Source organism: Pseudarthrobacter ribosi, assembly GCF_055412865.1.
In genome coordinates, this window is record NZ_JBVAYZ010000007.1 from 84,969 (window position 1) to 106,861 (window position 21,893).

Sequence of the window (21,893 nt, forward strand, 5' to 3'; positions counted from 1 at the left end):
CCGGGTGAGCTGCCGTCCTGTCAGTCCGTACACCACATAAAATTTTCTAGACAGAGGGGTTCACATGGCGAACTACACTGCCGCTGATATCAAGGCTCTGCGCGAGCGCACGGGCGCCGGCATGATGGATGTCAAGAAGGCTCTTGACGAGGCCAACGGTGACGCCGAGAAGGCCATCGAAATCATCCGCATCAAGGGCCTCAAGGGCGCTACCAAGCGCGAGGGCCGCTCAACCGCGGAAGGCCTGGTTGCCGCCAAGGTCGCCGGCGGCGTCGGCGTGATGATTGAAGTCAACTGCGAGACCGACTTCGTTGCGAAGGCTGACAAGTTCATCCAGCTCGCCGACAAGGTCCTGGCCGTTGCCGTCGAGTCCGGCGCTGCCGATCTCGAGACCCTGCTGGCCACCGAGGTCGACGGCAAGCCGCTGTCCGAGGTCGTCGTCGAAGAGGGCGCCGTTCTGGGCGAAAAGGTTGTTGTCCGCCGCATCGCCCGCCTCGAAGCCGCCACGGTCGACGCTTACCTGCACAAGACCTCCAAGGATCTCCCGGCTCAGGTCGGCGTCCTGTTCGCTGTTGACGGCGAAGGCGAAGCAGCTGCCACCGCAGCCCACGACGTCGCCGTTCACATCGCTGCGATGTCCCCGAACTACCTCTCCCGCGAGGATGTTCCGGCCGAGCTCGTCGAGTCCGAGCGTCGCATCGCCGAAGAGACTGCCAAGGCCGAAGGCAAGCCCGAGGCAGCAATGACCAAGATTGTGGAAGGCCGTGTCACTGGCTTCTACAAGGGCGAGGTTCTCCTCGACCAGGCATTCGCCAAGGATGCCAAGAAGTCTGTCGCGCAGGTTCTCGAAGAGGCCGGCGTCAAGGGCACCGCATTCACGCGTTTCCGCGTCGGTTCCTAGCCAGACACCAGTCAGGCACTGAGTCAGACACTAGTCAGACACGCTGAGGGGGTGGTCACTGCGGTGGCCGCCCCTTTTGCATGCACACAGGGTATGCCCGCAGGGCACGCCGGCAGGGTATGGACCGGGAGGCCATCCCGGGGCAGCACCGGGTCCCGGCGGAATGACGCCTTTGGTCCCCGGCACGATACCCTTTTTCAGAGTTCACCAACGGGAAGGCACCATGGAAACCGTCACTACTTCAGTCCAGCCAAAGAAGAGCCGGCGCCGAGTCCTGTTGAAGCTATCGGGCGAGGTCTTCGGCGGCGGGAAGCTCGGCGTTGATCCCGACACGGTCCGCGGCGTGGCCAAGCAGATCGCCGCAGCAGTCCCCGACGTCGAGGTTGCGATCGTCGTCGGCGGCGGGAACTTCTTCCGCGGCGCCGAACTGTCCCAGAGCGGCATGGACCGTTCCCGCGCCGACTACATGGGCATGCTCGGCACGGTCATGAACTGCCTGGCCCTCCAGGACTTCCTGGAACAGGCCGGCGTCGAAACCCGTGTCCAGAGCGCCATCACCATGGGCCAGGTCGCCGAAGCGTACATCCCGCGCCGCGCCATCCGTCACATGGAAAAGGGCCGTGTCGTCATCTTCGGCGCCGGCGCCGGCCTTCCGTACTTCTCCACCGACACCGTGGCCGCCCAGCGTGCCTTGGAGGTCCACGCCGACGTCGTCCTGATGGCCAAGAGCGGCGTCGACGGCGTGTACACCGCGGACCCGAAGAAGGATCCCACGGCCGAGAAACTGCACCACCTCAGCTACGACGACGCCCTGCGCCGCGACATCCGCGTGATGGACCAGACCGCCATGACCATGTGCAAGGACAACAACCTCACTATGGTCGTGTTCGGCATGGAAGGCGAAGGCAACGTCACCCGCGCCATTCTCGGCGAGGACCTGGGCACCGTCGTCACCCCCTAGCAACGGCTAGGATGTTTTCAGGACACTTCCGTTGCCCGGATCCGGGCAGGCCTACGGAACACAACCAAGACCGTGCAGCATCCCGCCAGCGGCGGGTGCACCAATTTCTGAGGAGAGACCGTGATCGAAGAAACCTTGCTCGAAGCCGGGGAAAAGATGGACAAGGCGGTTGAAGTAGCCAAGGAAGACTTCGCCTCGATCCGGACCGGCCGCGCCACCCCGGGCCTCTACAACAAGGTCCTCGTGGACTACTACGGCTCCCCGACGCCGCTGCAGCAGCTGGCCTCCTTCGCCGTGCCGGACGCCCGCACCATCCTCATCACGCCCTTCGACAAGACCGCCCTGCGGGACATCGAGCGTGCGCTGAGCGATTCCGAGGTCGGCGCCAACCCGTCAAATGACGGCAACGTCATCCGGATCACGATCCCGGACCTGACGCAGGAGCGCCGCAAGGAATACGTCAAGATCGTCAAGTCCAAGGGCGAGGACGCCAAAGTGTCCATCCGCAACATCCGCCGCAAGGCCAAGGAAACCCTGGACAAGCTGGTCAAGGACGGCGAGGCCGGCGAGGACGAGGGCAGCCGCGGCGAAAAGGAACTAGATGCCATGACCAAGGCTCACGTCGACGGGATCGATGAGCTGCTCAAGCGCAAGGAAGCCGAGCTGCTCGAGGTCTGATGGCGCAGGAACAGGGGGACCCCGGGGCGGACGTCCGGTCTCGGGGAAAGCAGCGGAGGAATCCGACGCCGAAGGCCGGCAGGAACCTGCCCGCCGCTACGGCGGTGGGCGTTGGCATGCTCGTGTTTGTCCTCGGCGGACTGCTGTTCCTTCCGCTGGGGTTCGTGCTCATTGTCACCGCCTTCGCGGTCTTCGGTGTCTGGGAAGTTTTCCGGGCACTGGAAACCACCGGCACCCGGCTGCCGATCGTTCCGGTGATGACCGGCACCGTTGCGATGCCGGCCGCCGCCTACTTCGGCGGCACCGAAAGCCTCCTGTTCGCGATGCTGCTCAGCAGCGTCGCGGCGCTGATCTGGCGGTCCCTGGAAGGTGCCGCCGGTTCCGCGCGCAGCATCTTCGCCGGTGTCTTCACCCTGGCCTGGATCCCGTTCCTGATCAGTTTCGCCGTGCTGCCGCTCCACACCTTCGTGGGGGAGGCACCGGTGGGGCTGTGGCCCGACGGCGTTGTTCCCCCCGGGGCGTGGCAGATAGCCACCCTCCTGCTGCTGGTGGTCGCCAACGACACCTTCGGGTACCTCGTCGGGGCCTCCCTCGGCAAGCACCCGATGGCGCCGAAGATCAGTCCCAAAAAAAGCTGGGAAGGCTTCGCCGGATCCATCGCCGGCGCCACGGCCGTCGGCGTCCTCGCCGCCGTCTTCCTGCTGGACCGGCCCTGGTGGGTCGGTGTCGTCCTGGCCGTGGGCATGGTGGCCGCGGCCACCGCCGGAGACCTCTCCGAATCCATGGTGAAGCGCGAACTCGGAATCAAGGACATGAGCAGCATCCTGCCCGGCCACGGCGGGGTCATGGACCGGCTGGACTCGATAGTCTTCGCCTGCCCGGTGGCATTCATCCTCTACTCCGTCTTCACGGGCGCGTGAGGCACCACCTGTTCCACCTTCCGGCCCCTAGAATGGTGCCGGGCAAACCAGTCGAACGGCATTGAAGGAAACAACAGTACAGTGGACATTCAACGGCAGATTCCTTCGTCTTTTGACCGCGTGCAGCGGAACGAATACGGCTACAACGCCAAGCAGGTCGATCAGTTCATGCAGCGCGCACGGGTGTCATTCGAGGCGGCCCAGTCCGCCGACCGGCCGGTCAAGAGCGGGGACGTCAGGTCCGTTTCCTTCGACCCCGTCAAGGGCGGCTATGCAGCGGCCGGCGTGGACGCGGCCCTGGACCGGCTGGAGGACGCCCTGGCTCTTCGGGAACGCGATGAACTCGTGGCCGAACGCGGCGAGGAAGCCTGGCTCCGTGAGATCGGCCGGCTCGCCGGCGTGCTCCGCGGTCGTCTGCACCGCCCTGACGGGGAGCGCTTTCGGCGCCCGACCAAGGCCAAGGCCCGCAGCTACAACACCACGGACGTGGATGACCTCTGCCACGACCTGATCGGATACCTCGAAGAGGACAAGCCGCTGAGCGTGGACAATGTCCGCCGCGCCGTCTTCCGTCCCGCCGTCGGCAAGGACGGCTACGAGGAAAACCAGGTGGACGCCTTCATGGACCGGGTCGTCGAACTCATGGCCGCGATCGACTGAGCGTGCTCAGCGCTCGGTGACCAGCGGCCGTTCCGGAGTGTGCAGCCGCGTCATGAGCCGGGTAATGCCCCGCGGCACGCGGGTCCTGGTGGCCCGCGACACAAGGACCATCACGGCAAACGCGGCCGGCACCGTCCAGGCGGCGGGCTGCGCCAGCCACGACGGGGTTCCGCCGGCACCCAGCAGGGCCCCTGCCACCATGGCCCCGCCGCACAGCACAGCCCCCGTCGCCATGCCGGCAATCGCCCCGGAATCGGTCAGCCCGCGCCACCAGATGCCCAGCAGGAGCACCGGGCAGAGCGTGGACGCGGTAAACGCAAACACCATCCCCACGCTGCCAGCCAGCGCGAGCGAACCCGTCATGGACGCCACACCCAGCGGCACCAGCGCCGAGATCACGGCCGCCCGGCGGAAGCCCTTCACGCTGCCGCCGAAGAGGTCCTGGCTGATCACCCCGGCAAGCGAGACGACCAGCCCGGAGGTCGTGGACAGGAACGCGGCGAACGCACCGGCCACCACCAGGGCGGACAGCAGATCACCCGCCATCCCGCCCACCAGCTCCCCGGGGAGCAGCAGCACCACCGCGTCGGCCTGCCCGCTCTGCGCCAGGTGGGGGGCGAACATCCGGCCGATCAGCCCGTACGCCGTCGGGAACAGGTAGAAGACCGACAGCAGGCCCAGCACGATCAAGGTGGTCCGGCGGGCCGACTGCCCGTCCGGGTTCGTGTAGAAGCGCACCAGCACGTGCGGCAGCCCCAGCGTCCCGAACAGCAGCGCCACCAGCAGGGAAATGTTCTGGTACATCCCCGCCGGAGCAGCGCCCGTCGGGTTCACGGACGCTTCCGCCACGGGGGGAGTTCCGGAGTCCGCCAGCACGAAGACCATAAAAAGGATCGGTACGGCCAGCGCCGTCAGTTTCAGCCAGTACTGGAACGCCTGGACAAAAGTGATCGAACGCATGCCGCCCGCCACCACCGTGACGCAGACGACGGCGACCACGGCCACCATCCCCACCCAGGCCGGCAGCCCGGTGGTGATCCGGATCGCCAGCCCCGCGCCGTGGAGTTGCGGGACGATATAGAGCCAGCCGACCATCACGACGACGACGCTCGTGACGCTGCGGACCACCCGGGAGTCGAGCCGCGCTTCGGTGAAGTCGGGAATCGTGTAGGCGCCGGAGCGTCGGAGCGGGGCGGCGACGAAGAGCAACAGCATCAGGTAGCCGGCGGTGTACCCCACCGGGAACCACAGGGCGTCCGTGCCGGAGAGCAGGATCAGCCCGGCCACGCCGAGGAAGCTCGCCGCCGAGAGGTACTCGCCGCCGATCGCGGAGGCATTCCACCAGGGCCGGACCGTCCGTGACGCCACATAGAAATCCCCCGTGGTGCGCGAGATCCGCAGCCCGTAGAAACCGATGACGGCCGTGGCCAGCGAGACGGCGGCGAACGCCGCGATGCCGACGACCGGGTTCACGGTCGCCTCACTTGTCCCCGACGAGATCCCGGTAGCGGGCCTCGTTCCGGGCAGCCGTCCGGATGTACAGCCAGGCGCTGAGTCCGATTACCGGGTAGATCCCGGCGCCCAGCAGCACCCAGTCGAAGGGCAGACCCACGATGGTTGACTCCGCGAGGCCCGGGACCAGTCCCAGCATGAGCGGGAACGCGACCAGGATCAGCAGGAATCCCGCGGCCACGACCACGGCGAGCCGCAACTGCGAGCGGATCAGTGAGCGGACAAACACCTGGCCGGCGTCGGACTCCTCGGCGGCGTCGCGGGAATCGGCGGCCGACCACGTGGCAGGCAGCGCCCCGCTTCCCGGAAGAATCGTGCGGGGGGCAGTGACGCGGACGCGGGTCATGCCTGCGGCCGGATCCGGGTCGTCTCGAGCTTCTCCCGCACGGCGGGCAGGTGACGCCGGCTGATGGGCAACTCGGCCCCCGCCACGGTGACGCTGGGCCGGGCGGCGGCAAGCTTCATGTGGCTGACATGGTTCAGCGCGATGAGGTAGGAGCGGTGGATCCGCAGGAACCCGGCTTCGGCCCACTGCTGTTCCAGATCGGCCAGCGGGACCCGGATGAGGTAGCTGACGTCCGCGGTGTGCAGCCGGGCGTAGTCGCCCTGCGCCTGGACATAGGTGACGTCTTCGCGGCGGATCATCTTCGTGGTGCCGCCGAGGTCCACGGTGATCATCTCCGGCCGCGGGCCGCCGTCCTTGAGTAGCTCGCTGATCCTGCCGATCGACTTCGCCAGCCGCTCGGCGCGGACCGGTTTCAGCAGGTAGTCCACCGCGGCCAGGTCGAATGCTTCCAGGGCGCAGTCCTCATCGGCGGTGACGAAGACGACGGCGGGAGGCTTGCTGCTGCGAGCGATGACGCGGGCGATGTCCAGGCCCGAGAGTGCGGGCATGTGGATGTCGAGGAACACGGCGTCGACCTCCTCGGCCTCGAGGGTCCGCAGGGCCTCGGCTCCGGAGGACGCGCGGTGGATGGTGCCGATCCGGTCGTCCCGGCCGAGCAGGAAGGCCAGTTCCTCCACGGCGGGCAGCTCGTCGTCGGCGACGAGGACGTTAATCATGGTCCAAGACTAACGCCGGACGCGTTTGGCCCCTATCAGGCATCGTGGCGGGGCTGGGACTTGGGGACGCGCATCGTGATCAGCGTGCCTTCGCCGGGCGCCGTCTCGATCACCAGACCGTGTTCGTCGCCGTAAACCTGACGCAGCCGGGCATCGACGTTGCGCAGCCCGACATGCTCGCCGTCGCGGTGCCCGGCAAGGACAGCCTGCAGCTGCGCCGGATCCATGCCCACCCCGTCGTCCTCGATGGTCACCTCGGCGAAGGCGCCGGCATCGTTGGCCGTGATGGAGATGTGGCCGGGGCCCTCCTTGGCCTCGAGGCCGTGCCGGACCGCGTTTTCCACCAGCGGCTGCAAGCTCAGGAAGGGGATCACGGTACTGAGCACCTCGGGGGCGATCCGCAGGCTCACCTGAACACGGTCGCCGAACCGGGCCCGCTCCAGCAGCAGGTACCGGTCGATGCAGCGCAGCTCCTCGGCGAGGGTGGTGAAGTCCCCGTGCCGACGGAAGGAATAACGGGTGAAGTCGGCGAACTCCACCACCAGCTCCCGGGCGCGGACCGGATCGGTATTGATGAAGGACGCGATCGCGTTCAGGGAGTTGTAGATGAAGTGCGGACTGATCTGGGCCCGGAGCGCGCGCACCTCGGCCTCCATCAGCAGCGTGCGGGACGCGTCGAGTTCGGCCAGTTCCACCTGCGTCGCCACCCAGTCGGCCACCTCGCTGGTGGCCCGGACCAGCCCGGCACCGGCCGCAGGGGCGAAGGCTGCCACGACGCCCACCACCCGGGTGCCGGCCCTGATCGGGGCGATCACCGCGGCGCGTTCCACATCCGCGCGGGTCGCCACCGCGCCCTGGCCCTGGGCGAGTTCCTGCACTTCGCCGGCCGGAATGACGGCGGTATGGCCGCCGTCGAGCACTCCGGCCGCGAGCTCCATCAGCACCGGCTTGAGCTCTTCCCCGGCACCGTCCCAGGCCAGCACGCCGTTGGTATCCGTGATTGCAAGCGCGTCGCAGCCCAGTAGGCTGCGCAGCTGCCGGCTGGCCTTGGCGGCACCGGCAGGATTCAGGCCCGTCCGCAGGTGCTGGCCGGCGCGCGACGCCGCGTGCAGCGTCTTGTACGTGGCCCGTTCGGCGTCCGTGCCAAGCTCCCGGAAGGAGCGGAGCACCTTGAGTCCAACGGCGACGACGACGGCGATCGCCGCCGCGATCACGGCGATGGCGGCGGCGATGAACAGGGGAGAGTCGGGCATGGGCCCAGCGTATCGCGGCACCTGCCGGGCAGGGGCTGACGAGCGCCGTACCGGGCTGGAGCCACCGCTGACCGCAGCATCCCGACCGCTGAGCGACGTTGGGCGGGGCGGATATGGATGTTGGCCGCGTCAGGGGAGAGAGTGATTGTAGTCACATTGGCCGGAGGACTGTTTGGAGCAGGCCAAGGCAGCCGGTGTGGACTCAAAAGTCTCAATGAGGAGGAACGATGGGTCACGAAGCCCAAGAAACGGACGCCACGGCGGCCGTGGACTTCAAAGAAGTCCAGTCGACGCCGCGGTTCCAGGAACTGCGCAAGCGTCAGCGCAGCTTTGTCTTTCCGATGGCCATTGCATTCCTGCTCTGGTACTTCGCCTATGTCCTGCTGGCCGACTACGCGGTGGAGTTCATGTCCATCAAGGTCTGGGGCAACATCAATGTCGGCCTGATCATGGGCCTGGCTCAGTTCGTGACCACGTTCGCCATCACCGGCTGGTACGTCAGCTACTCGAATCGGAAGCTTGACCCGATCGCAGCGGAAATCCGCCACGAAATCGAGGGCCACGAATTCGACAAAGACGGCAACCAGATCAGCGGGGTAGAGAAATGACATTTATGGTCCCCGCAGTGAACGTTGCGGATCTCAAGGAAACCACACTGCTGAACATGGGCATCTTCGCCCTGTTCGTGGCGGTCACGATGATTATCGTGATTAAGGCCAGCCGCAACAACAAGACGGCCGCCGACTACTACGCCGCCGGCCGGTCCTTCACCGGACCGCAGAACGGCACCGCCATCGCAGGCGACTACCTCTCGGCGGCGTCGTTCCTGGGCATCACCGGCGCCATCGCCGTCAACGGCTACGACGGTTTTATGTACTCCATCGGCTTCCTGGTCGCCTGGCTCGTCGCCCTGCTGCTCGTGGCCGAACTGCTCCGCAACACCGGCAAGTTCACCATGGCCGATGTCCTCTCCTTCCGGCTCAAGCAGCGTCCCGTGCGCATCGCGGCGGCCATCTCCACCCTCGTGGTCTGCTTCTTCTACCTCCTGGCCCAGATGGCCGGAGCCGGCACCCTGATCTCGCTGCTCCTTGGCATCAGCGACTGGGGCGGACAGGCGCTGGTGATCATCGTCGTCGGCGCCCTGATGATCATGTATGTACTGATCGGCGGCATGAAGGGCACCACCTGGGTCCAGATCATCAAGGCCGTGCTCCTGATTGCTGGCGCTGCCGTGATGACCTTCTGGGTCCTCGCCATCTACGGCTTCAGCCTTTCCGATCTGCTGGGCGGCGCGGTGGAAACCTCGGGCAACCCGAATATCCTGAACCCGGGCCTGCAGTACGGCAAGTCCGAAGTCTCCAAGATCGACTTCATGTCCCTGGGTCTGGCCCTCGTGCTTGGCACCGCGGCCCTGCCCCACGTTCTGATGCGCTTCTACACGGTTCCGACCGCCAAGGAAGCCCGCAAGTCCGTGGTCTGGTCCATCTGGCTGATAGGCCTGTTCTACCTGTTCACCCTGGTCCTGGGCTTCGGTGCTGCTGCGCTGGTTGGCGCTGAAACGATCAAGGGTGCCCCGGGCGGCGTCAACTCCGCCGCACCGCTGCTGGCGTTCCACCTCGGTGGGCCGCTGCTGCTCGGCTTCATCTCGGCGGTGGCCTTCGCCACCATCCTGGCCGTCGTCGCCGGACTTACCATCACCGCGGCGGCATCGTTCGCCCACGACATCTATGCCAGCGTTATTGCCAAGGGCAAGGCCGACGCGGCCACTGAGGTCAAGGTGGCGCGGCGCACCGTGGTCGTCATCGGCCTGCTGGCCATTATCGGCGGCATCTTCGCCAACGGCCAGAACGTGGCGTTCCTGGTGGCGCTTGCCTTCGCGGTGGCGGCCTCGGCCAACCTGCCCACCATCCTGTACTCGCTGTACTGGCGCAAGTTCACCACCCAGGGCGCCCTCTGGAGCATGTACGGCGGGCTCGGCTCCGCGATCATCCTGATCGCGCTGTCCCCGGTGGTCTCGGGTGCGAAGACGTCCATGATCCCGGGCGCCAACTTCGCGATCTTCCCGCTCAGCAACCCCGGCATCGTCTCCATCCCGCTCGCGTTCTTCCTGGGCTGGCTCGGTTCGGTGCTGGACAAGAGGCTGGAAGACACCACCAAGCAGGCCGAAATGGAAGTCCGCTCCCTCACGGGTGTGGGCGCCGAGAAGGCCACCGACCACTAAGCATCAACCGCTGGTGACCCACACCGGCTGGCAAACGGCAGGAGCCCCCGTGCAACCGCACGGGGGCTCCTGCCGTCTTCTTAGACCTCCGCGGAGCCGCGTTCCAGCAGCGGCTGGATCCGGAACGGGATCAGCTCACCCATGGCCAGGGCGGTGTCCGTCCGGTCCACGCCGTCGCAGGCCAGGATCTTGCCGTTGATCCGGAACAGATCCTCGGCGTCGAGCGCCACCACCCGGAGCAGCAGGTCCGCCGATCCGGTCAGGCCGTAGCCCTCCAGGATCTCCGGAATATCGGCCAGTTCCCCCGCCAGCGTGCCAAGCTTCTGCTGCTGGACGTGCACCGAGATGAAGGCCATCAGCGGGTAGCCCAGCGAGGCCGGATTGATGCGCCGCTCAAAGGACAGGAAGACGTGTTTTTTCTCCAGCTGGGCCATCCGGGCCTGCACGGTATTCCGTGACAGCCCCAGCTTCTGGGCCAGTGCCACCACGGTCCGGCGGGGGTCCAGGGCCATGGCCGAAAGCAGGCGGGTGTCGGTGCCATCCAGGGGTTGCATAATGCGCAAGATTAGCACGGTGCCGAGGCGCCGGACAGGGCATAATGCTCAATTAATTCGTAGGTGGTTGTACCCAATGGGCATTGTGAGTAGGGTCACAGATATCCGGGGCAACGGCGCCCGGGCGGCCGGTGCGCACCGGGATCACGAGTCCCGCGGGTACCGGTCAGACGACGTCAGAAGGTGCGGACAACTGTGTTTACCGACGACGCGGGCAAGGGCGGCATTTCCGCCGGGGGCCCCGGAAACAGTGCAGAATCAAACAGGCGTACGGGCGGGGATCTCGTCCAGCTCATCACCCCCGGGGGTGAACGCGTAAGCCATCCGGAGTTCGATCCCTGGGTTCAGGATGTCAGCGACGAACAGCTTGGCGCGCTGTACGAAGACATGGTGGTCATCCGGCGGATCGATGCCGAGGCCACCGCCCTGCAGCGCCAGGGTGAGCTGGCCCTCTGGCCGCCGCTGCTGGGCCAGGAGGCCTCGCAGATCGGTTCGGCCCGTTCCCTGCGTGACGACGATTTCGTCTTCCCCAGCTACCGCGACAACGGTGTGGCCTACTGCCGCGGGGTGAACCCCGAGGACATCGTCAAAGCCTGGCGGGGCAATGCCCTGGCCGGCTGGGATCCCTACACGGTCAACGTCGCAACCCAGCAGATCATCATCGGCGCCCAGACCCTGCACGCCACCGGCTATGCCATGGGAATCCAGAACGACGGCGCCGACTCGGTCGCCGTGGCCTATTTCGGCGACGGCGCCACGAGCGAGGGCGACGTCAACGAGGCCCTGGTGTTCGCTGCCAGCTTCCAGTCCCCGGTGGTCTTCTTCTGCCAGAACAACCACTGGGCCATCTCCGAGCCCGTCCGGCTGCAGTCGCACATCCAGATCGCGGACCGCGCGGCCGGCTTCGGCATCCCCAGCATGCGGGTGGACGGCAACGACGTCCTGGCCGTGATGGCGGCAACCCGGACCGCCATCGACCGGGCACGCCACGGCGGCGGCCCCACCTTCATCGAGTCCGTCACCTACCGGATGGGCCCGCACACCACGGCAGATGATCCCACCCGCTACCGCGACGCGAACGAACTAGAGGACTGGGTTGCGAAGGACCCGATCGCGCGGGTGAAGGCGCTGCTGGACCGCAAGGGACTGCTCACCGAGGACCTCGAAGCCGCCGTCGCCGCCAAAGCGGACGCCGTCGCCAAAGCCCTTCGGGCCGGCACCATCAACATGCCCGAGCCGCAGCCGTTGGACATTTTCAAGCACGTCTACAGCACGCCGCATTCCCCGCTGGACCGCCAGCAGGACCACTATTCCCGTTACCTGGCTTCCTTCGGCGATCCCGCAGAAGCCGCTTCTGAAGAAGGTGCACGCTGATGACGCAGATGACCTTTGCCCGAGCCATCAATTCGGGCCTGCGCAAGTCCCTCGAAAACGATCCCAAGGTGATCCTCATGGGCGAGGACATCGGCGCCCTCGGCGGTGTCTTCCGCGTCACGGACGGCCTGCAGAAGGACTTCGGCAAGCACCGCGTCGTGGACACCCCGCTGGCGGAGTCCGGCATTATGGGTACCGCTGTGGGCCTGGCCTACCGCGGGTATCGCCCGGTGGTGGAGATCCAGTTCGACGGGTTCATCTACCCGGCGTTCGACCAGATCGTCAGCCAGGTCGCCAAGATGCACTACCGCACCCAGGGCGCGGTCAAGATGCCCATCACCATCCGCGTGCCCTTCGGCGGCGGCATCGGATCCCCGGAACACCACTCCGAGTCACCGGAGGCCTACTTCACCCACACCTCGGGCCTGCGCGTGGTCAGCGTTTCCAACCCGCAGGACGCCCACACCATGATCCAGCAGGCCATTGCCTGCGATGATCCGGTGCTCTACTTCGAACCCAAGCGCCGCTACCACGACAAGGGCGAGGTGGACGAGACCCTCGACCTCAGCACCGCCCTGTCGATGGAGAAGGCCCGCGTCGTCACCGAAGGGACCGATGTGACGCTCGTGGCCTACGGCCCGCTCGTCAAGACGGCCAGGGACGCAGCGCTCGCCGCCGCCGACGAAGGCATCTCGATCGAGGTCATCGACCTGCGCTCGCTCGCCCCGGTGGACTTCGCGACCTTGGAGGCCTCGGTCCGGAAAACCGGCCGGCTGGTCATCACGCATGAAGCCTCCCAGACCGGCGGGATCGGCGCCGAGGTGGCCGCCAGCATCACCGAGCGCTGTTTCTACCACCTCGAGGCTGCCCCGGTCAGGGTCACCGGCTTCGACGTTCCGTACCCGTACTCAAAGCTTGAAATGCACCACCTCCCGGGCCTGGACCGCATCCTGGACGGCGTGGACCGCGCCCTGGGCCGCCCCAACTCCCTGAGCGGGCTGGAAGGATGAGCGCCACCATGATCAAGGAATTCAGGTTGCCGGACCTCGGTGAAGGTCTGACCGAGTCGGAAATTGTCGCCTGGAAAGTCGCGGTGGGGGATACCGTCACGCTCAACCAGATCATCGCCGAAGTCGAAACGGCCAAGGCCGTCGTCGAACTGCCCTCACCGTTCGCCGGTGTGGTCGCGGCCCTGCACGAGCAGCCCGGCACCGTCGTGGAGGTCGGCAAGCCGATCGTCTCCTTCGAGGTGGAGGGCGACGACGGCGGCCCCGCCGGTGACTCCGGCACCAACGGAGCTGGGGGCGCCGACGCGCCCACGAAACGCGAACCGAACCTCGTCGGCTACGGCGCCGTCCTCGAGAACTCCGGCCGCCCGGCCCGCCGCGCCCGCAGCTTCGCCGCCCCTGTGGCCGCAACGGCAACCGCGCCTGCACCGGCGCCGGTGGCTGAGCGCGTCGAAGCAGCCCCGGTGGTTCCGTCGGCCGGGCCTGTCGCTGCTCCCGCGGTTCCGGAGGCAGGGCGTGTTGAGGCCCTGCCTGCGTCCGAATCCGCGGAACGCCCGCGGTCCACGCCGCCGGTGCGCAAGCTTGCCAAGGATCTGGGTGTCGACCTCGGCCTGGTCACCGGCACCGGGGAGTTCGGGCTCATCACCCGGGACGACGTCCGCAACTTCATCGGCGGGGGAGACCTGCCGGCCGCACCCCGGGACCTGGCCGGTGTGTCCGCGCAGGCTCCCGCCGCGGCGCAGGGCGAGCGGGAAACCCGGACTCCGATCAAGGGGGTGCGCAAGTTCACCGCCGCCGCCATGGTCTCCAGCGCGTTCACGGCACCGCATGTCACGGAGTTCCTGACCATTGACGTGACCCCGACCATGGAGCTGCTGGCGAAACTCAAGGCCAGCCGCGCGTTTGCCGGCTATAAGCTCACGCCGCTGACCCTGGTGTCCAAAGCCGTGCTCATCGCGCTGAAGAACCACCCCACGCTCAACACCCGCTGGGATGAAGCCAACCAGGAGATCATCCAGTACAACTACGTCAACCTCGGCATCGCGGCCGCCACTCCGCGCGGCCTGACCGTGCCGAACATCAGGGACGCCGACCGGAAGTCGCTGCTGGAGCTCTCCACGGCGCTGACCGAACTGACGGACACTGCTCGTGCGGGCAAGACTGCTCCGGCCGATCTGTCCGGGGGCACGATCTCCATCACGAACATCGGTGTCTTCGGCATCGATGCCGGCACGCCCATCCTCAACCCGGGCGAGGCCGCCATCCTGGCGCTCGGTGCGGTGCGGAAGATGCCCTGGGAGTATCAGGATGAGGTGGCGCTGCGCCAGGTCATGACGCTCAGCCTGTCCTTCGACCACCGCCTGGTCGACGGCGAGCAGGGCTCACGGTTCCTGCAGGACCTCGGCGCCATGCTGTCCGATCCGGGCATGGCCCTCGCCATGGTCTAGCGGCCCCGGGCCCACTCCTGGACTCACGGCTGCCGGCTGCACCCTCACTTGGGGGAGCGGCCGGCAGTTTTGTCTTATGGCGGGTTGTTAGGCGCGGGGTTCCTCTCCGCGGATTTGCCGTCCGGGGGCACTTTGGGCGCAGTATTCGACGTCGGCGGCCCGGGTGCCGGCGTGTCCGCGCCGATGTGCCCCCGGAGCGCTGCCCCCAGTGGATGCCCTGGATGTGGGGGCCCCGAGTTGTGGGTGGGTGAGGCCCGAGGCTGCCGGCAGCCACGGGCTGCGCAGAGTTCTTTGTGCAGAGTTGTATTGGTGCAGAGTTGTTTGTGCAGGATTTGCCGTCCGGGGGCACTTTGGGCGCAGTATTCGACGTCGGCGGCCTGGGTGCCGGCGTGTCCGCGCCGATGTGCCCCCGGAGCGCTGCCCCCAGTGGATGCCCTGGATGTGGGGGCCCCGAGTTATGGGAAGGTGTTGCCCCGGGCCGGGGGGAGCCGGACGCGAGGGGGAAGCCGCTAGCCGAGCGGTTCGGGGACGGCCGAAGCCATCAGGGCCGCCAGTGCCATGCTCTGCAGCAGCGGCCGGGCCCGCTTGACCGCAATCCGCCGCCCGTGGCTGCGCACCGAGTGCGGGGTGGAGTTGATCAGGCCGAAGGTGGCGTGGGCGCGCATCCGGAGTTCAGCATCCTCGGTCCCGGGGTGCAGCCCGGCCAGGACCTCGACCCAGAGCTCCACGTAGTTCCGCTGCAGCGTGCGGACCTCGGCCTGGTCCTCGTCGGCGAGGTTGCTGAAGTCCTGGTCCTGCACGCGGATGACGTCGGGGTTGCTGAGCGCGAAATCCACATGGAACGCCACCAGCCGGTGCAGCGCAACGGCGGAGCCGTCGGAATCGGCGATCACGCGCCGGCCGCCGTCGAGCAGTTCCTGGCTGACGCTCAGCAGCAGCGCGCCCAGGACGGCCTGTTTGCCGGCGAAATGTCGGTAAACCGCCGGCCCGCTGACACCCGCGGCGGCGCCAAGGTCCTCGAGGGAGACGCGGTTGAAGCCGTCGACGGCGAAGAGCGCGGCCGCCGAGGACAGCAGCGCCTGGCGGCGGTTCTCCTTGGCCTGGCCGCGCAGTGTCGTTGGTTGCGTGGCGGCAGAAGGCAGGGGGGCCGAAACTGGGACCGCGGGAGCAGCAGGAGCCCGTGTCGCGGGAGGCAGGGGCGCCGGAGGGCGCATGCCGGCGGGATTCATCTCGATGGGTTCGGTCACCGGCACATCCCTCATTTCAAAAAGCCGTTTCCGTGGCGCCGTGGTGGACATCACAGTTAATAGAGACTAACCTAAATCTCAGTTATGCGGTACTAACCGAAATGGCTGGAACGGGCGCAGTGCAGGCCCCCAGCATGCAGGCCAGGAACGGAAGCAGTCAATGGAGACAATCGCCAGCCAGGTGGACGCCACGAGCGCCGCCTTCGCCGCGAACCGCGAGGCCCAGCTGGGGCTGGCCCGCGAGCTGAAGGAACGCCTCGCCACGGCCGCGCTGGGCGGGCCGGAGAAGTCCCGGGAACGCCATGTGGCCCGCGGCAAGCTCCTGCCGCGCGAACGCATCGACCGGCTGCTGGACGACGGAAGCCCGTTCCTCGAAATCGCGCCGCTCGCTGCCAACGGAATGTACAACGACGACTCGCCCGGCGCCGGTGTCATTGCCGGGATCGGCCTGGTCCACGGCCGCCAGGTCCTGGTCATTTCCAACGACGCCACGGTCAAGGGCGGCACCTATTACCCGCTGACGGTGAAGAAGCACCTCCGGGCGCAGGAAATCGCGCTGGAGAACCGGCTGCCCTGCATCTACCTCGTGGACTCGGGCGGGGCCTTCCTGCCCAAGCAGGACGAGGTCTTCCCGGACAAGGAACACTTCGGCCGGATCTTCTTCAACCAGGCCAAGATGTCCGCGGCCCGGATCCCGCAGATCGCCTCCGTGATGGGCTCCTGCACCGCCGGCGGCGCCTACGTCCCCGCGATGAGCGACGAGACCGTGATCGTCCGCAACCAGGGCACCATCTTCCTGGGCGGCCCGCCGCTCGTGAAGGCCGCGATCGGCGAGATCGTCACGGCCGAGGAACTCGGCGGCGGCGACGTGCACGCCAAGATCTCCGGGGTCACCGACCACCTGGCCGAAAACGATGAGCATGCCCTCCAGATCGTCCGCGACATCGTCTCCACCCTGCCGCGTCCGGCCGCCCCCGCCTGGGAGATCGACACCGTCGTCGAACCCCTGGCGGATCCGGAGGAGCTGTACGGCGCCGTCCCCACCGACGTCAACGCCCAGTACGACGTCCGGGAGGTCATCGCCCGGCTGGTGGACGGCAGCAGGTTCCACGAATTCAAGAAGAACTACGGCACCACCCTCGTCACCGGCTTCGCGAAGCTCCACGGCCACCCCGTGGGCATCGTCGCGAACAACGGCGTGCTGTTCAGCGAATCCTCGCTCAAGGGCGCCCACTTCATCGAACTCTGCGACCAGCGCGGCATCCCGCTGCTCTTCCTGCAGAACCTCTCCGGCTTTATGGTCGGCAAGGACTACGAGCAGGGCGGCATCGCCAAAAACGGCGCCAAGATGGTCACCGCCGTCGCCACCGCCCGGGTGCCCAAACTGACCGTGGTGATCGGCGGGTCCTTCGGCGCCGGCAACTACTCCATGTGCGGGCGGGCCTACTCGCCGCGATTCCTGTGGATGTGGCCGGCCAGCCGGATCTCGGTAATGGGCGGCAACCAGGCCTCCGGCGTGCTCGCCACGGTGAAGCGGGACCAGTACGAGGCCCGCGGCGAGGAATGGTCCGCCGCGGACGAGGAAGCATTCAAGGCCCCGATCAAGGCCCAGTACGAGGACCAGGGCAGCCCCTACTATTCCACCGCCCGCCTCTGGGATGACGGCGTGATCGACCCCGCGGACACCCGCACCGTCCTGGGACTGGCGCTCGACGTCGTCTCCCGCACCCCGCTGCCGGAGACCTCCTTCGGCCTTTTCCGGATGTGAGCCACTTGTGACTATTTCTTTGTCGACTGCACCTTCGACACCCAAGAAGCCCCTGTTCGGCACCGTGCTGGTCGCCAACCGCGGCGAGATCGCCTGCCGTGTCATCCGCACCCTGCGTGCCCTGGGGATCCGTTCGGTCGCCGTCTATTCCGACGCCGACGCCGGCGCCCGGCACGTGCGCGAGGCCGACGTCGCGGTCCGGATCGGCCCGGCCGCCGCCTCCGAAAGCTACCTGAAGATCGAGGCCATCCTGAAGGCGTGCCGCGACACCGGCGCCGAAGCCGTGCACCCGGGCTACGGGTTCCTGAGCGAGAACGTCGACTTCGCCCGCGCCCTGGAAAAGGCGGAGATCACGTTCATTGGCCCCGGCGTCGAATCCCTCAACGTTATGGGCGACAAGATCCGCTCCAAGAACCACGTCACCGGCTACGGCGTCCCCGTGGCCCCGGGCATCGCCGAACCGGGCATGACGGACGCGCAGCTCATGGAGGCCGCGGCCGGCGTCGGGTTCCCGCTGCTGATCAAGCCCTCCGCCGGCGGCGGCGGGAAAGGCATGCACATCGTTGAAGAGGCCGGGGACCTCGAGGCCACCCTGGCCACCGCCCGCCGGGTCGCCGCGAGTGCGTTCGGCGACGACACTTTGTTCCTGGAACGGCTCGTGCTCACCCCGCGGCACATCGAGGTCCAGGTCCTCGCGGACAACCACGGCAACGTCATCCATCTGGGGGAGCGCGAGTGCTCGCTGCAGCGCCGCCATCAGAAGGTCATCGAGGAGGCCCCGTCCCCGCTGCTGGAATCCCTGTCCGACGGCGCGGAAATCCGGGCCCGTCTCGGCGAAGCCGCCTGCAACGCCGCGCGCAGCGTCAACTACTCCGGCGCCGGCACCGTGGAATTCCTGGTCTCGGACAACGCCCCGGACGAGTTCTTCTTCATGGAAATGAACACCCGCCTGCAGGTCGAGCACCCCGTCACCGAGATGGTCACCGGCATCGACCTCGTCGAATGGCAGGTGCGCATCGCTGCCGGCGAGGAACTCACCGTCCGCCAGGACGACGTCGTGCTCAACGGCCATTCGGTGGAAGCCCGGGTGTATGCCGAAGTCCCGGAGAGAAACTTCATGCCCTCCGCGGGCAGGGTCCTGGTGCTGGACGAACTGCGCAGTGATGCAGATGGCGACGCAGATGGCAAAGTCCGGGTCGATTCGGCCCTGGTGGAGGACCTGGAGATCTCCTCCAGTTATGACCCGATGATTTCCAAGGTCATCGCGTGGGGCGTGGACCGCACCGAGGCCCTCGACACCCTGGACCGGGCGCTCGCCGGCTACACGGCACTTGGCATAGACACCAACGTTGAGTACCTGCGGCTGCTGATCAATGACGCAGACGTCCGGGCCGGGCGCCTCGACACCGGCCTGATCGAGCGCAAGATGCCGGACTTCATCTTCCGGCGTGTGGGCGACTTCGAGGTATCTGCCGCTGCCGTGTACGTCGCCGCTATGCAGGAGCATGATGCGCAAGCCCCGGGGACGGGCCCGTGGAACGTCCGCGACGGGTGGAGGCTCGGGGCTCGTGCCCCAAGGCGGATCAGCCTGGGAACGCCCGACGGCGGCGTCGCCACGGTAGAGGTCTCCGGCGCGGTAATGCAGGGCACGGCGGCGGTGAGCGTCGACGGCGGCCCGCAGCGCACGGCGTCGCTTGGTTTCCCCCAGCGGGGCCACGCCGAGTTGATCCTCGGCGGGGTAGCCCGGGTGTACTCGCTGGCACCGGTTCACCGCGGGCCCGTCCGCCCTGCCCCCGACGACCTCATGCCTTCCGAACTCTTCCTCGGCAACGAGGGCTGGTCCTGCCGGCTCGAGGTGCTCACCCGGGAGACCCGGCTGGCCCGGGTCCTCGCGGCGATTGAACGCGAGGAGGGCGCCGCGGACCCGGCCGTGCGCTCGCCGATGCCCGGCACCGTGGTCTCCGTGTCCGTCAGCAACGGCGACACCGTGGCGGCCGGCCAGGTGTTGCTGTCCGTGGAGGCCATGAAGATGGAACACCAGCTCGTGGCGCCCCTGGACGGGACCGTGCACATCAGCATCGCCTCCGGAGACCTTGTGAAGGCAGACCAGGTCCTCGCCACCATCCACCCTGTTCACCCGGCGGAGCCCTCCAGGGCCGAGGACACCATCGAGGAAGCCGTCATCGCCATGGGCGCGGCGGAGTAGCCACCCCGGCGCCGGCACCAGGCCGGAGCCACAGTTCTTAGACAGCACCACAAACAGCACGACAGACAGCACAACAGACGAAGGAGTCATCATGCCGGATTTTGAACTCAGCGAGGATTACCAGGACCTCAGCGACACCGTCCGCGAATTCGCCGACCAAGTGGTGGCCCCGGTCTCCGCCAAGCACGACGAGGAGCACAGCTTCCCCTACGAGATCGTCTCCCAGATGGCGGACATGGGCCTATTCGGCCTGCCGTTCCCGGAAGAGTTCGGCGGCATGGGCGGCGACTACTTCGCGCTCGCCCTCGCCCTGGAACAGCTCGGCCGCGTGGACCAGTCCGTCGCCATCACGCTGGAGGCCGGCGTCTCCCTCGGCGCCATGCCGATCCACCGCTTCGGCAACGCCGCCCAGAAGGAGGAGTGGCTGCCGCTGCTCGCCTCCGGCAAGGCGCTCGCCGGCTTCGGCCTGACCGAACCGGAAGCCGGCTCGGACGCCGGCGGCACCAAGACCACCGCCAAGCGCGGCGGCGGAGAGTGGGTCATCAACGGCAACAAGGAATTCATCACCAACTCCGGCACCGACATCACCCGGCTCGTCACCGTCACCGCGGTGACCGGCCAGCAGGAGCGCCCGGACGGCAGCATCAAGAAGGAAATCTCCACCATCCTGGTGCCCACCGACACCCCCGGCTTCAAGGCTGAGAAGGCCTACAACAAGGTCGGCTGGAACGCCTCGGACACCCACCCGCTGACGCTCAACAACGTCCACGTCCCCGAGGAAAACCTGCTCGGCACCGAGGGCCGCGGCTACGCCAACTTCCTCTCCATCCTCGACGAGGGCCGGATCGCGATCGCCGCGCTGGCCGTCGGCGCAGCCCAGGGCTGCGTGGACCAGTCGGTGAAGTACGCCAAGGAACGCAGCGCATTCGGGCAGAACATCGGCAAGCACCAGGCCATCGCCTTCAAGATCGCCCGGATGGAAGCACGCGCCCACACCGCCCGCCTGGCCTACTACGACGCCGCCGCCCGGATGCTCGCCGGCAAGCCGTTCAAGACGCAGGCGGCCATCGCTAAGATGGTCGCAGGCGAGGCAGCCATGGACAACGCGCGGGACGCCACCCAGGTGTTCGGCGGCTATGGCTTCATCAACGAATTCACCGTGGCACGCCACTACCGCGACTCCAAGATCCTTGAAGTTGGCGAGGGCACCACGGAGGTGCAGCTGATGTTGATCGCCCGCGAACTGGGGCTCTAGCGGGCCCGCTGGCCGCACCCGCCGAGAAAAGGATCACCGATGATTAACAAAGTTGTTGCCAGCGCCGCCGAGGCCGTGGCGGACATCCCCGACGGCGCGTCGCTCGCCGTCGGCGGGTTCGGGCTCTGCGGCATCCCGGTGGCCCTGATCGAGGCCCTGCACCAAAGCGGCGCCACGAACCTGGAGACCGTGAGCAACAACTGCGGAGTCGACGACTGGGGACTCGGGATCCTGCTGAAGGACGGCCGGATCCGCCGCACCATCAGCTCGTACGTGGGGGAGAACAAGGAGTTCGCCCGGCAGTACCTCGCCGGTGAGCTCGAAGTCGTGCTCACACCGCAGGGCACGCTGGCCGAGAAGCTGCGCGCCGGCGGCGCCGGCATCCCGGCGTTCTACACGCCGGCCGGCGTCGGCACCCAGGTGTCCGACGGCGGCCTGCCGCAGAAGTACGACGCCGACGGCAACGTCGCAATCGCCTCCGCGGCGAAGGAGGTGCGCGGCTTCCACGGCGCCGACTATGTCCTCGAGGAGTCGCTGACCCCGGACTTCGGCCTCGTGCACGCCTGGAAGGGCGACCGCCACGGCAACCTCGTCTTTCACGCCACCGCGATGAACTTCAACCCGCTCTGCGCCATGGCCGGGAAGATCACCATCGCCGAGGTCGAGGAACTCGTGGAGCCGGGAGAACTGGACCCCGAACACGTCCACATTCCCGGCATCTTCGTCCAGCGCGTGGTGCTCGCGCCCGGGGTCGAGAAGCGGATCGAGAAGCGGACGGTGGCCTTGGCTGCTCCGTCCGCGCCCGGCAACGCCGCCAACGCCGCCGGCACCGCAGCTACAGCAGCAAACCAGTCAGGAGCGTAGGC

The 21,893-nt window shown here is 67.3% G+C and carries 20 protein-coding genes; 14 read left to right on the plus strand and 6 right to left on the minus strand.

The annotated features are described in order from the left end of the window. The first annotated feature begins 64 nt into the window (after positions 1-64). From tsf to ACZYZ5_RS09455, 5 genes are all read left to right on the plus strand, one after another. A complete protein-coding gene (gene tsf / locus ACZYZ5_RS09435) occupies positions 65-901 on the plus strand; it encodes a translation elongation factor Ts (RefSeq protein ID WP_463901230.1) in 837 nt (278 codons plus the stop codon). A 223-nt stretch (positions 902-1,124) separates the two neighbouring features. Beyond that, positions 1,125-1,862, plus strand: a complete 738-nt coding sequence (pyrH, locus tag ACZYZ5_RS09440) for a UMP kinase (RefSeq protein WP_463901231.1) — start codon at positions 1,125-1,127, stop codon at positions 1,860-1,862. A gap of 120 nt (positions 1,863-1,982) precedes the next feature. Then, positions 1,983-2,540 (plus strand): ribosome recycling factor, encoded by a 558-nt coding sequence (frr, locus tag ACZYZ5_RS09445; protein WP_282380703.1) that lies wholly within the window; start codon positions 1,983-1,985, stop codon positions 2,538-2,540. Then, on the plus strand, positions 2,540-3,460 hold the full coding sequence (locus tag ACZYZ5_RS09450) for a phosphatidate cytidylyltransferase (protein WP_463901233.1): 921 nt from the start codon (positions 2,540-2,542) through the stop codon (positions 3,458-3,460). The genes frr and ACZYZ5_RS09450 overlap by 1 nt, the downstream gene beginning before the upstream one ends. Positions 3,461-3,541: 81 nt before the next feature. Continuing rightward, complete coding sequence (locus ACZYZ5_RS09455; RefSeq protein WP_463901235.1) at positions 3,542-4,120, plus strand: DivIVA domain-containing protein; 579 nt, start codon at positions 3,542-3,544, stop codon at positions 4,118-4,120. 6 nt (positions 4,121-4,126) lie between these two features. On the opposite strand, the gene ACZYZ5_RS09460 is transcribed toward ACZYZ5_RS09455, so the two are convergent. From ACZYZ5_RS09460 to ACZYZ5_RS09475, 4 genes are read right to left on the minus strand one after another with little or no spacing between them, the layout of a single operon-like run. Further along, positions 4,127-5,593, minus strand: a complete 1,467-nt coding sequence (locus tag ACZYZ5_RS09460) for a sodium/solute symporter (RefSeq protein ID WP_463901237.1) — start codon at positions 5,591-5,593, stop codon at positions 4,127-4,129. Positions 5,594-5,600: 7 nt separating this feature from the next. Further along, a complete protein-coding gene (locus ACZYZ5_RS09465; RefSeq protein ID WP_463901238.1) occupies positions 5,601-5,978 on the minus strand; it encodes a DUF485 domain-containing protein in 378 nt (125 codons plus the stop codon). Further along, positions 5,975-6,694 (minus strand): LytR/AlgR family response regulator transcription factor, encoded by a 720-nt coding sequence (locus ACZYZ5_RS09470; RefSeq protein ID WP_463901240.1) that lies wholly within the window; start codon positions 6,692-6,694, stop codon positions 5,975-5,977. The genes ACZYZ5_RS09465 and ACZYZ5_RS09470 overlap by 4 nt, the downstream gene beginning before the upstream one ends. A gap of 35 nt (positions 6,695-6,729) precedes the next feature. Beyond that, positions 6,730-7,947 carry a sensor histidine kinase gene (locus ACZYZ5_RS09475; protein WP_463901241.1) on the minus strand — a complete coding sequence of 406 codons (1,218 nt, stop codon included), beginning with the start codon at positions 7,945-7,947 and terminating at the stop codon, positions 6,730-6,732. Positions 7,948-8,174: 227 nt separating this feature from the next. Here ACZYZ5_RS09475 and ACZYZ5_RS09480 point away from each other — a divergent pair, with 227 nt between their 5' ends. Then, positions 8,175-8,555, plus strand: coding sequence for a DUF485 domain-containing protein (locus ACZYZ5_RS09480; RefSeq protein WP_463901243.1), 381 nt, complete (start codon positions 8,175-8,177; stop codon positions 8,553-8,555). Further along, a complete protein-coding gene (locus ACZYZ5_RS09485) occupies positions 8,552-10,168 on the plus strand; it encodes a monocarboxylic acid transporter (protein ID WP_463901245.1) in 1,617 nt (538 codons plus the stop codon). Before ACZYZ5_RS09480 ends, ACZYZ5_RS09485 begins: the two co-directional genes overlap by 4 nt. Before the next feature lie 80 nt (positions 10,169-10,248). On the opposite strand, the gene ACZYZ5_RS09490 is transcribed toward ACZYZ5_RS09485, so the two are convergent. Further along, positions 10,249-10,722, minus strand: coding sequence for an Lrp/AsnC family transcriptional regulator (locus tag ACZYZ5_RS09490; protein ID WP_463901246.1), 474 nt, complete (start codon positions 10,720-10,722; stop codon positions 10,249-10,251). 195 nt (positions 10,723-10,917) lie between these two features. Between ACZYZ5_RS09490 and pdhA the strand changes: the two genes are divergently transcribed. The 3 genes from pdhA to ACZYZ5_RS09505 are packed head-to-tail and all read left to right on the plus strand — an operon-like array spanning position 10,918 to position 14,551. After that, positions 10,918-12,096, plus strand: a complete 1,179-nt coding sequence (gene pdhA, locus ACZYZ5_RS09495) for a pyruvate dehydrogenase (acetyl-transferring) E1 component subunit alpha (RefSeq protein ID WP_463901248.1) — start codon at positions 10,918-10,920, stop codon at positions 12,094-12,096. Then, entirely contained in the window at positions 12,096-13,106 is a 1,011-nt protein-coding gene (locus ACZYZ5_RS09500) for an alpha-ketoacid dehydrogenase subunit beta (protein ID WP_463901250.1), read from the plus strand. Before pdhA ends, ACZYZ5_RS09500 begins: the two co-directional genes overlap by 1 nt. Next, a complete protein-coding gene (locus ACZYZ5_RS09505; protein ID WP_463901252.1) occupies positions 13,103-14,551 on the plus strand; it encodes a dihydrolipoamide acetyltransferase family protein in 1,449 nt (482 codons plus the stop codon). Before ACZYZ5_RS09500 ends, ACZYZ5_RS09505 begins: the two co-directional genes overlap by 4 nt. 509 nt (positions 14,552-15,060) lie before the next feature. Here ACZYZ5_RS09505 and ACZYZ5_RS09510 read toward each other — a convergent pair. Next, complete coding sequence (locus ACZYZ5_RS09510) at positions 15,061-15,804, minus strand: SACE_7040 family transcriptional regulator (protein WP_463901478.1); 744 nt, start codon at positions 15,802-15,804, stop codon at positions 15,061-15,063. A gap of 154 nt (positions 15,805-15,958) precedes the next feature. On the opposite strand from ACZYZ5_RS09510, the gene ACZYZ5_RS09515 reads away from it, so the two are divergent. The 4 genes from ACZYZ5_RS09515 (at position 15,959) to ACZYZ5_RS09530 (ending at position 21,891) form a co-directional block, all read left to right on the plus strand. After that, positions 15,959-17,566, plus strand: a complete 1,608-nt coding sequence (locus ACZYZ5_RS09515) for a carboxyl transferase domain-containing protein (RefSeq protein ID WP_463901254.1) — start codon at positions 15,959-15,961, stop codon at positions 17,564-17,566. A gap of 19 nt (positions 17,567-17,585) precedes the next feature. After that, on the plus strand, positions 17,586-19,772 hold the full coding sequence (locus ACZYZ5_RS09520; RefSeq protein ID WP_463901255.1) for an acetyl/propionyl/methylcrotonyl-CoA carboxylase subunit alpha: 2,187 nt from the start codon (positions 17,586-17,588) through the stop codon (positions 19,770-19,772). A 91-nt stretch (positions 19,773-19,863) separates the two neighbouring features. Continuing rightward, positions 19,864-21,027 (plus strand): acyl-CoA dehydrogenase family protein, encoded by a 1,164-nt coding sequence (locus tag ACZYZ5_RS09525; RefSeq protein WP_463901256.1) that lies wholly within the window; start codon positions 19,864-19,866, stop codon positions 21,025-21,027. Between the two features lie 39 nt (positions 21,028-21,066). Continuing rightward, on the plus strand, positions 21,067-21,891 hold the full coding sequence (locus ACZYZ5_RS09530) for a CoA transferase subunit A (RefSeq protein WP_463901258.1): 825 nt from the start codon (positions 21,067-21,069) through the stop codon (positions 21,889-21,891). Positions 21,892-21,893 lie beyond the last annotated feature (2 nt).

Bases quoted from the DNA above. Each gene is read 5' to 3' on its own strand.
- ACZYZ5_RS09530 (WP_463901258.1), top strand. From the start codon at position 21,067: ATGATTAACAAAGTTGTTGCCAGCGCCGCCGAGGCCGTGGCGGACATC.
- ACZYZ5_RS09480 (WP_463901243.1), top strand. From the start codon at position 8,175: ATGGGTCACGAAGCCCAAGAAACGGACGCCACGGCGGCCGTGGACTTC.
- ACZYZ5_RS09450 (WP_463901233.1), top strand. From the start codon at position 2,540: ATGGCGCAGGAACAGGGGGACCCCGGGGCGGACGTCCGGTCTCGGGGA.
- tsf (WP_463901230.1), top strand. From the start codon at position 65: ATGGCGAACTACACTGCCGCTGATATCAAGGCTCTGCGCGAGCGCACG.
- ACZYZ5_RS09515 (WP_463901254.1), top strand. From the start codon at position 15,959: ATGGAGACAATCGCCAGCCAGGTGGACGCCACGAGCGCCGCCTTCGCC.
- ACZYZ5_RS09485 (WP_463901245.1), top strand. From the start codon at position 8,552: ATGACATTTATGGTCCCCGCAGTGAACGTTGCGGATCTCAAGGAAACC.
- ACZYZ5_RS09475 (WP_463901241.1), bottom strand. From the start codon at position 7,947: ATGCCCGACTCTCCCCTGTTCATCGCCGCCGCCATCGCCGTGATCGCG.
- ACZYZ5_RS09470 (WP_463901240.1), bottom strand. From the start codon at position 6,694: ATGATTAACGTCCTCGTCGCCGACGACGAGCTGCCCGCCGTGGAGGAA.
- ACZYZ5_RS09500 (WP_463901250.1), top strand. From the start codon at position 12,096: ATGACGCAGATGACCTTTGCCCGAGCCATCAATTCGGGCCTGCGCAAG.
- pyrH (WP_463901231.1), top strand. From the start codon at position 1,125: ATGGAAACCGTCACTACTTCAGTCCAGCCAAAGAAGAGCCGGCGCCGA.
- ACZYZ5_RS09525 (WP_463901256.1), top strand. From the start codon at position 19,864: ATGCCGGATTTTGAACTCAGCGAGGATTACCAGGACCTCAGCGACACC.
- ACZYZ5_RS09465 (WP_463901238.1), bottom strand. From the start codon at position 5,978: ATGACCCGCGTCCGCGTCACTGCCCCCCGCACGATTCTTCCGGGAAGC.
- ACZYZ5_RS09505 (WP_463901252.1), top strand. From the start codon at position 13,103: ATGAGCGCCACCATGATCAAGGAATTCAGGTTGCCGGACCTCGGTGAA.
- ACZYZ5_RS09490 (WP_463901246.1), bottom strand. From the start codon at position 10,722: ATGCAACCCCTGGATGGCACCGACACCCGCCTGCTTTCGGCCATGGCC.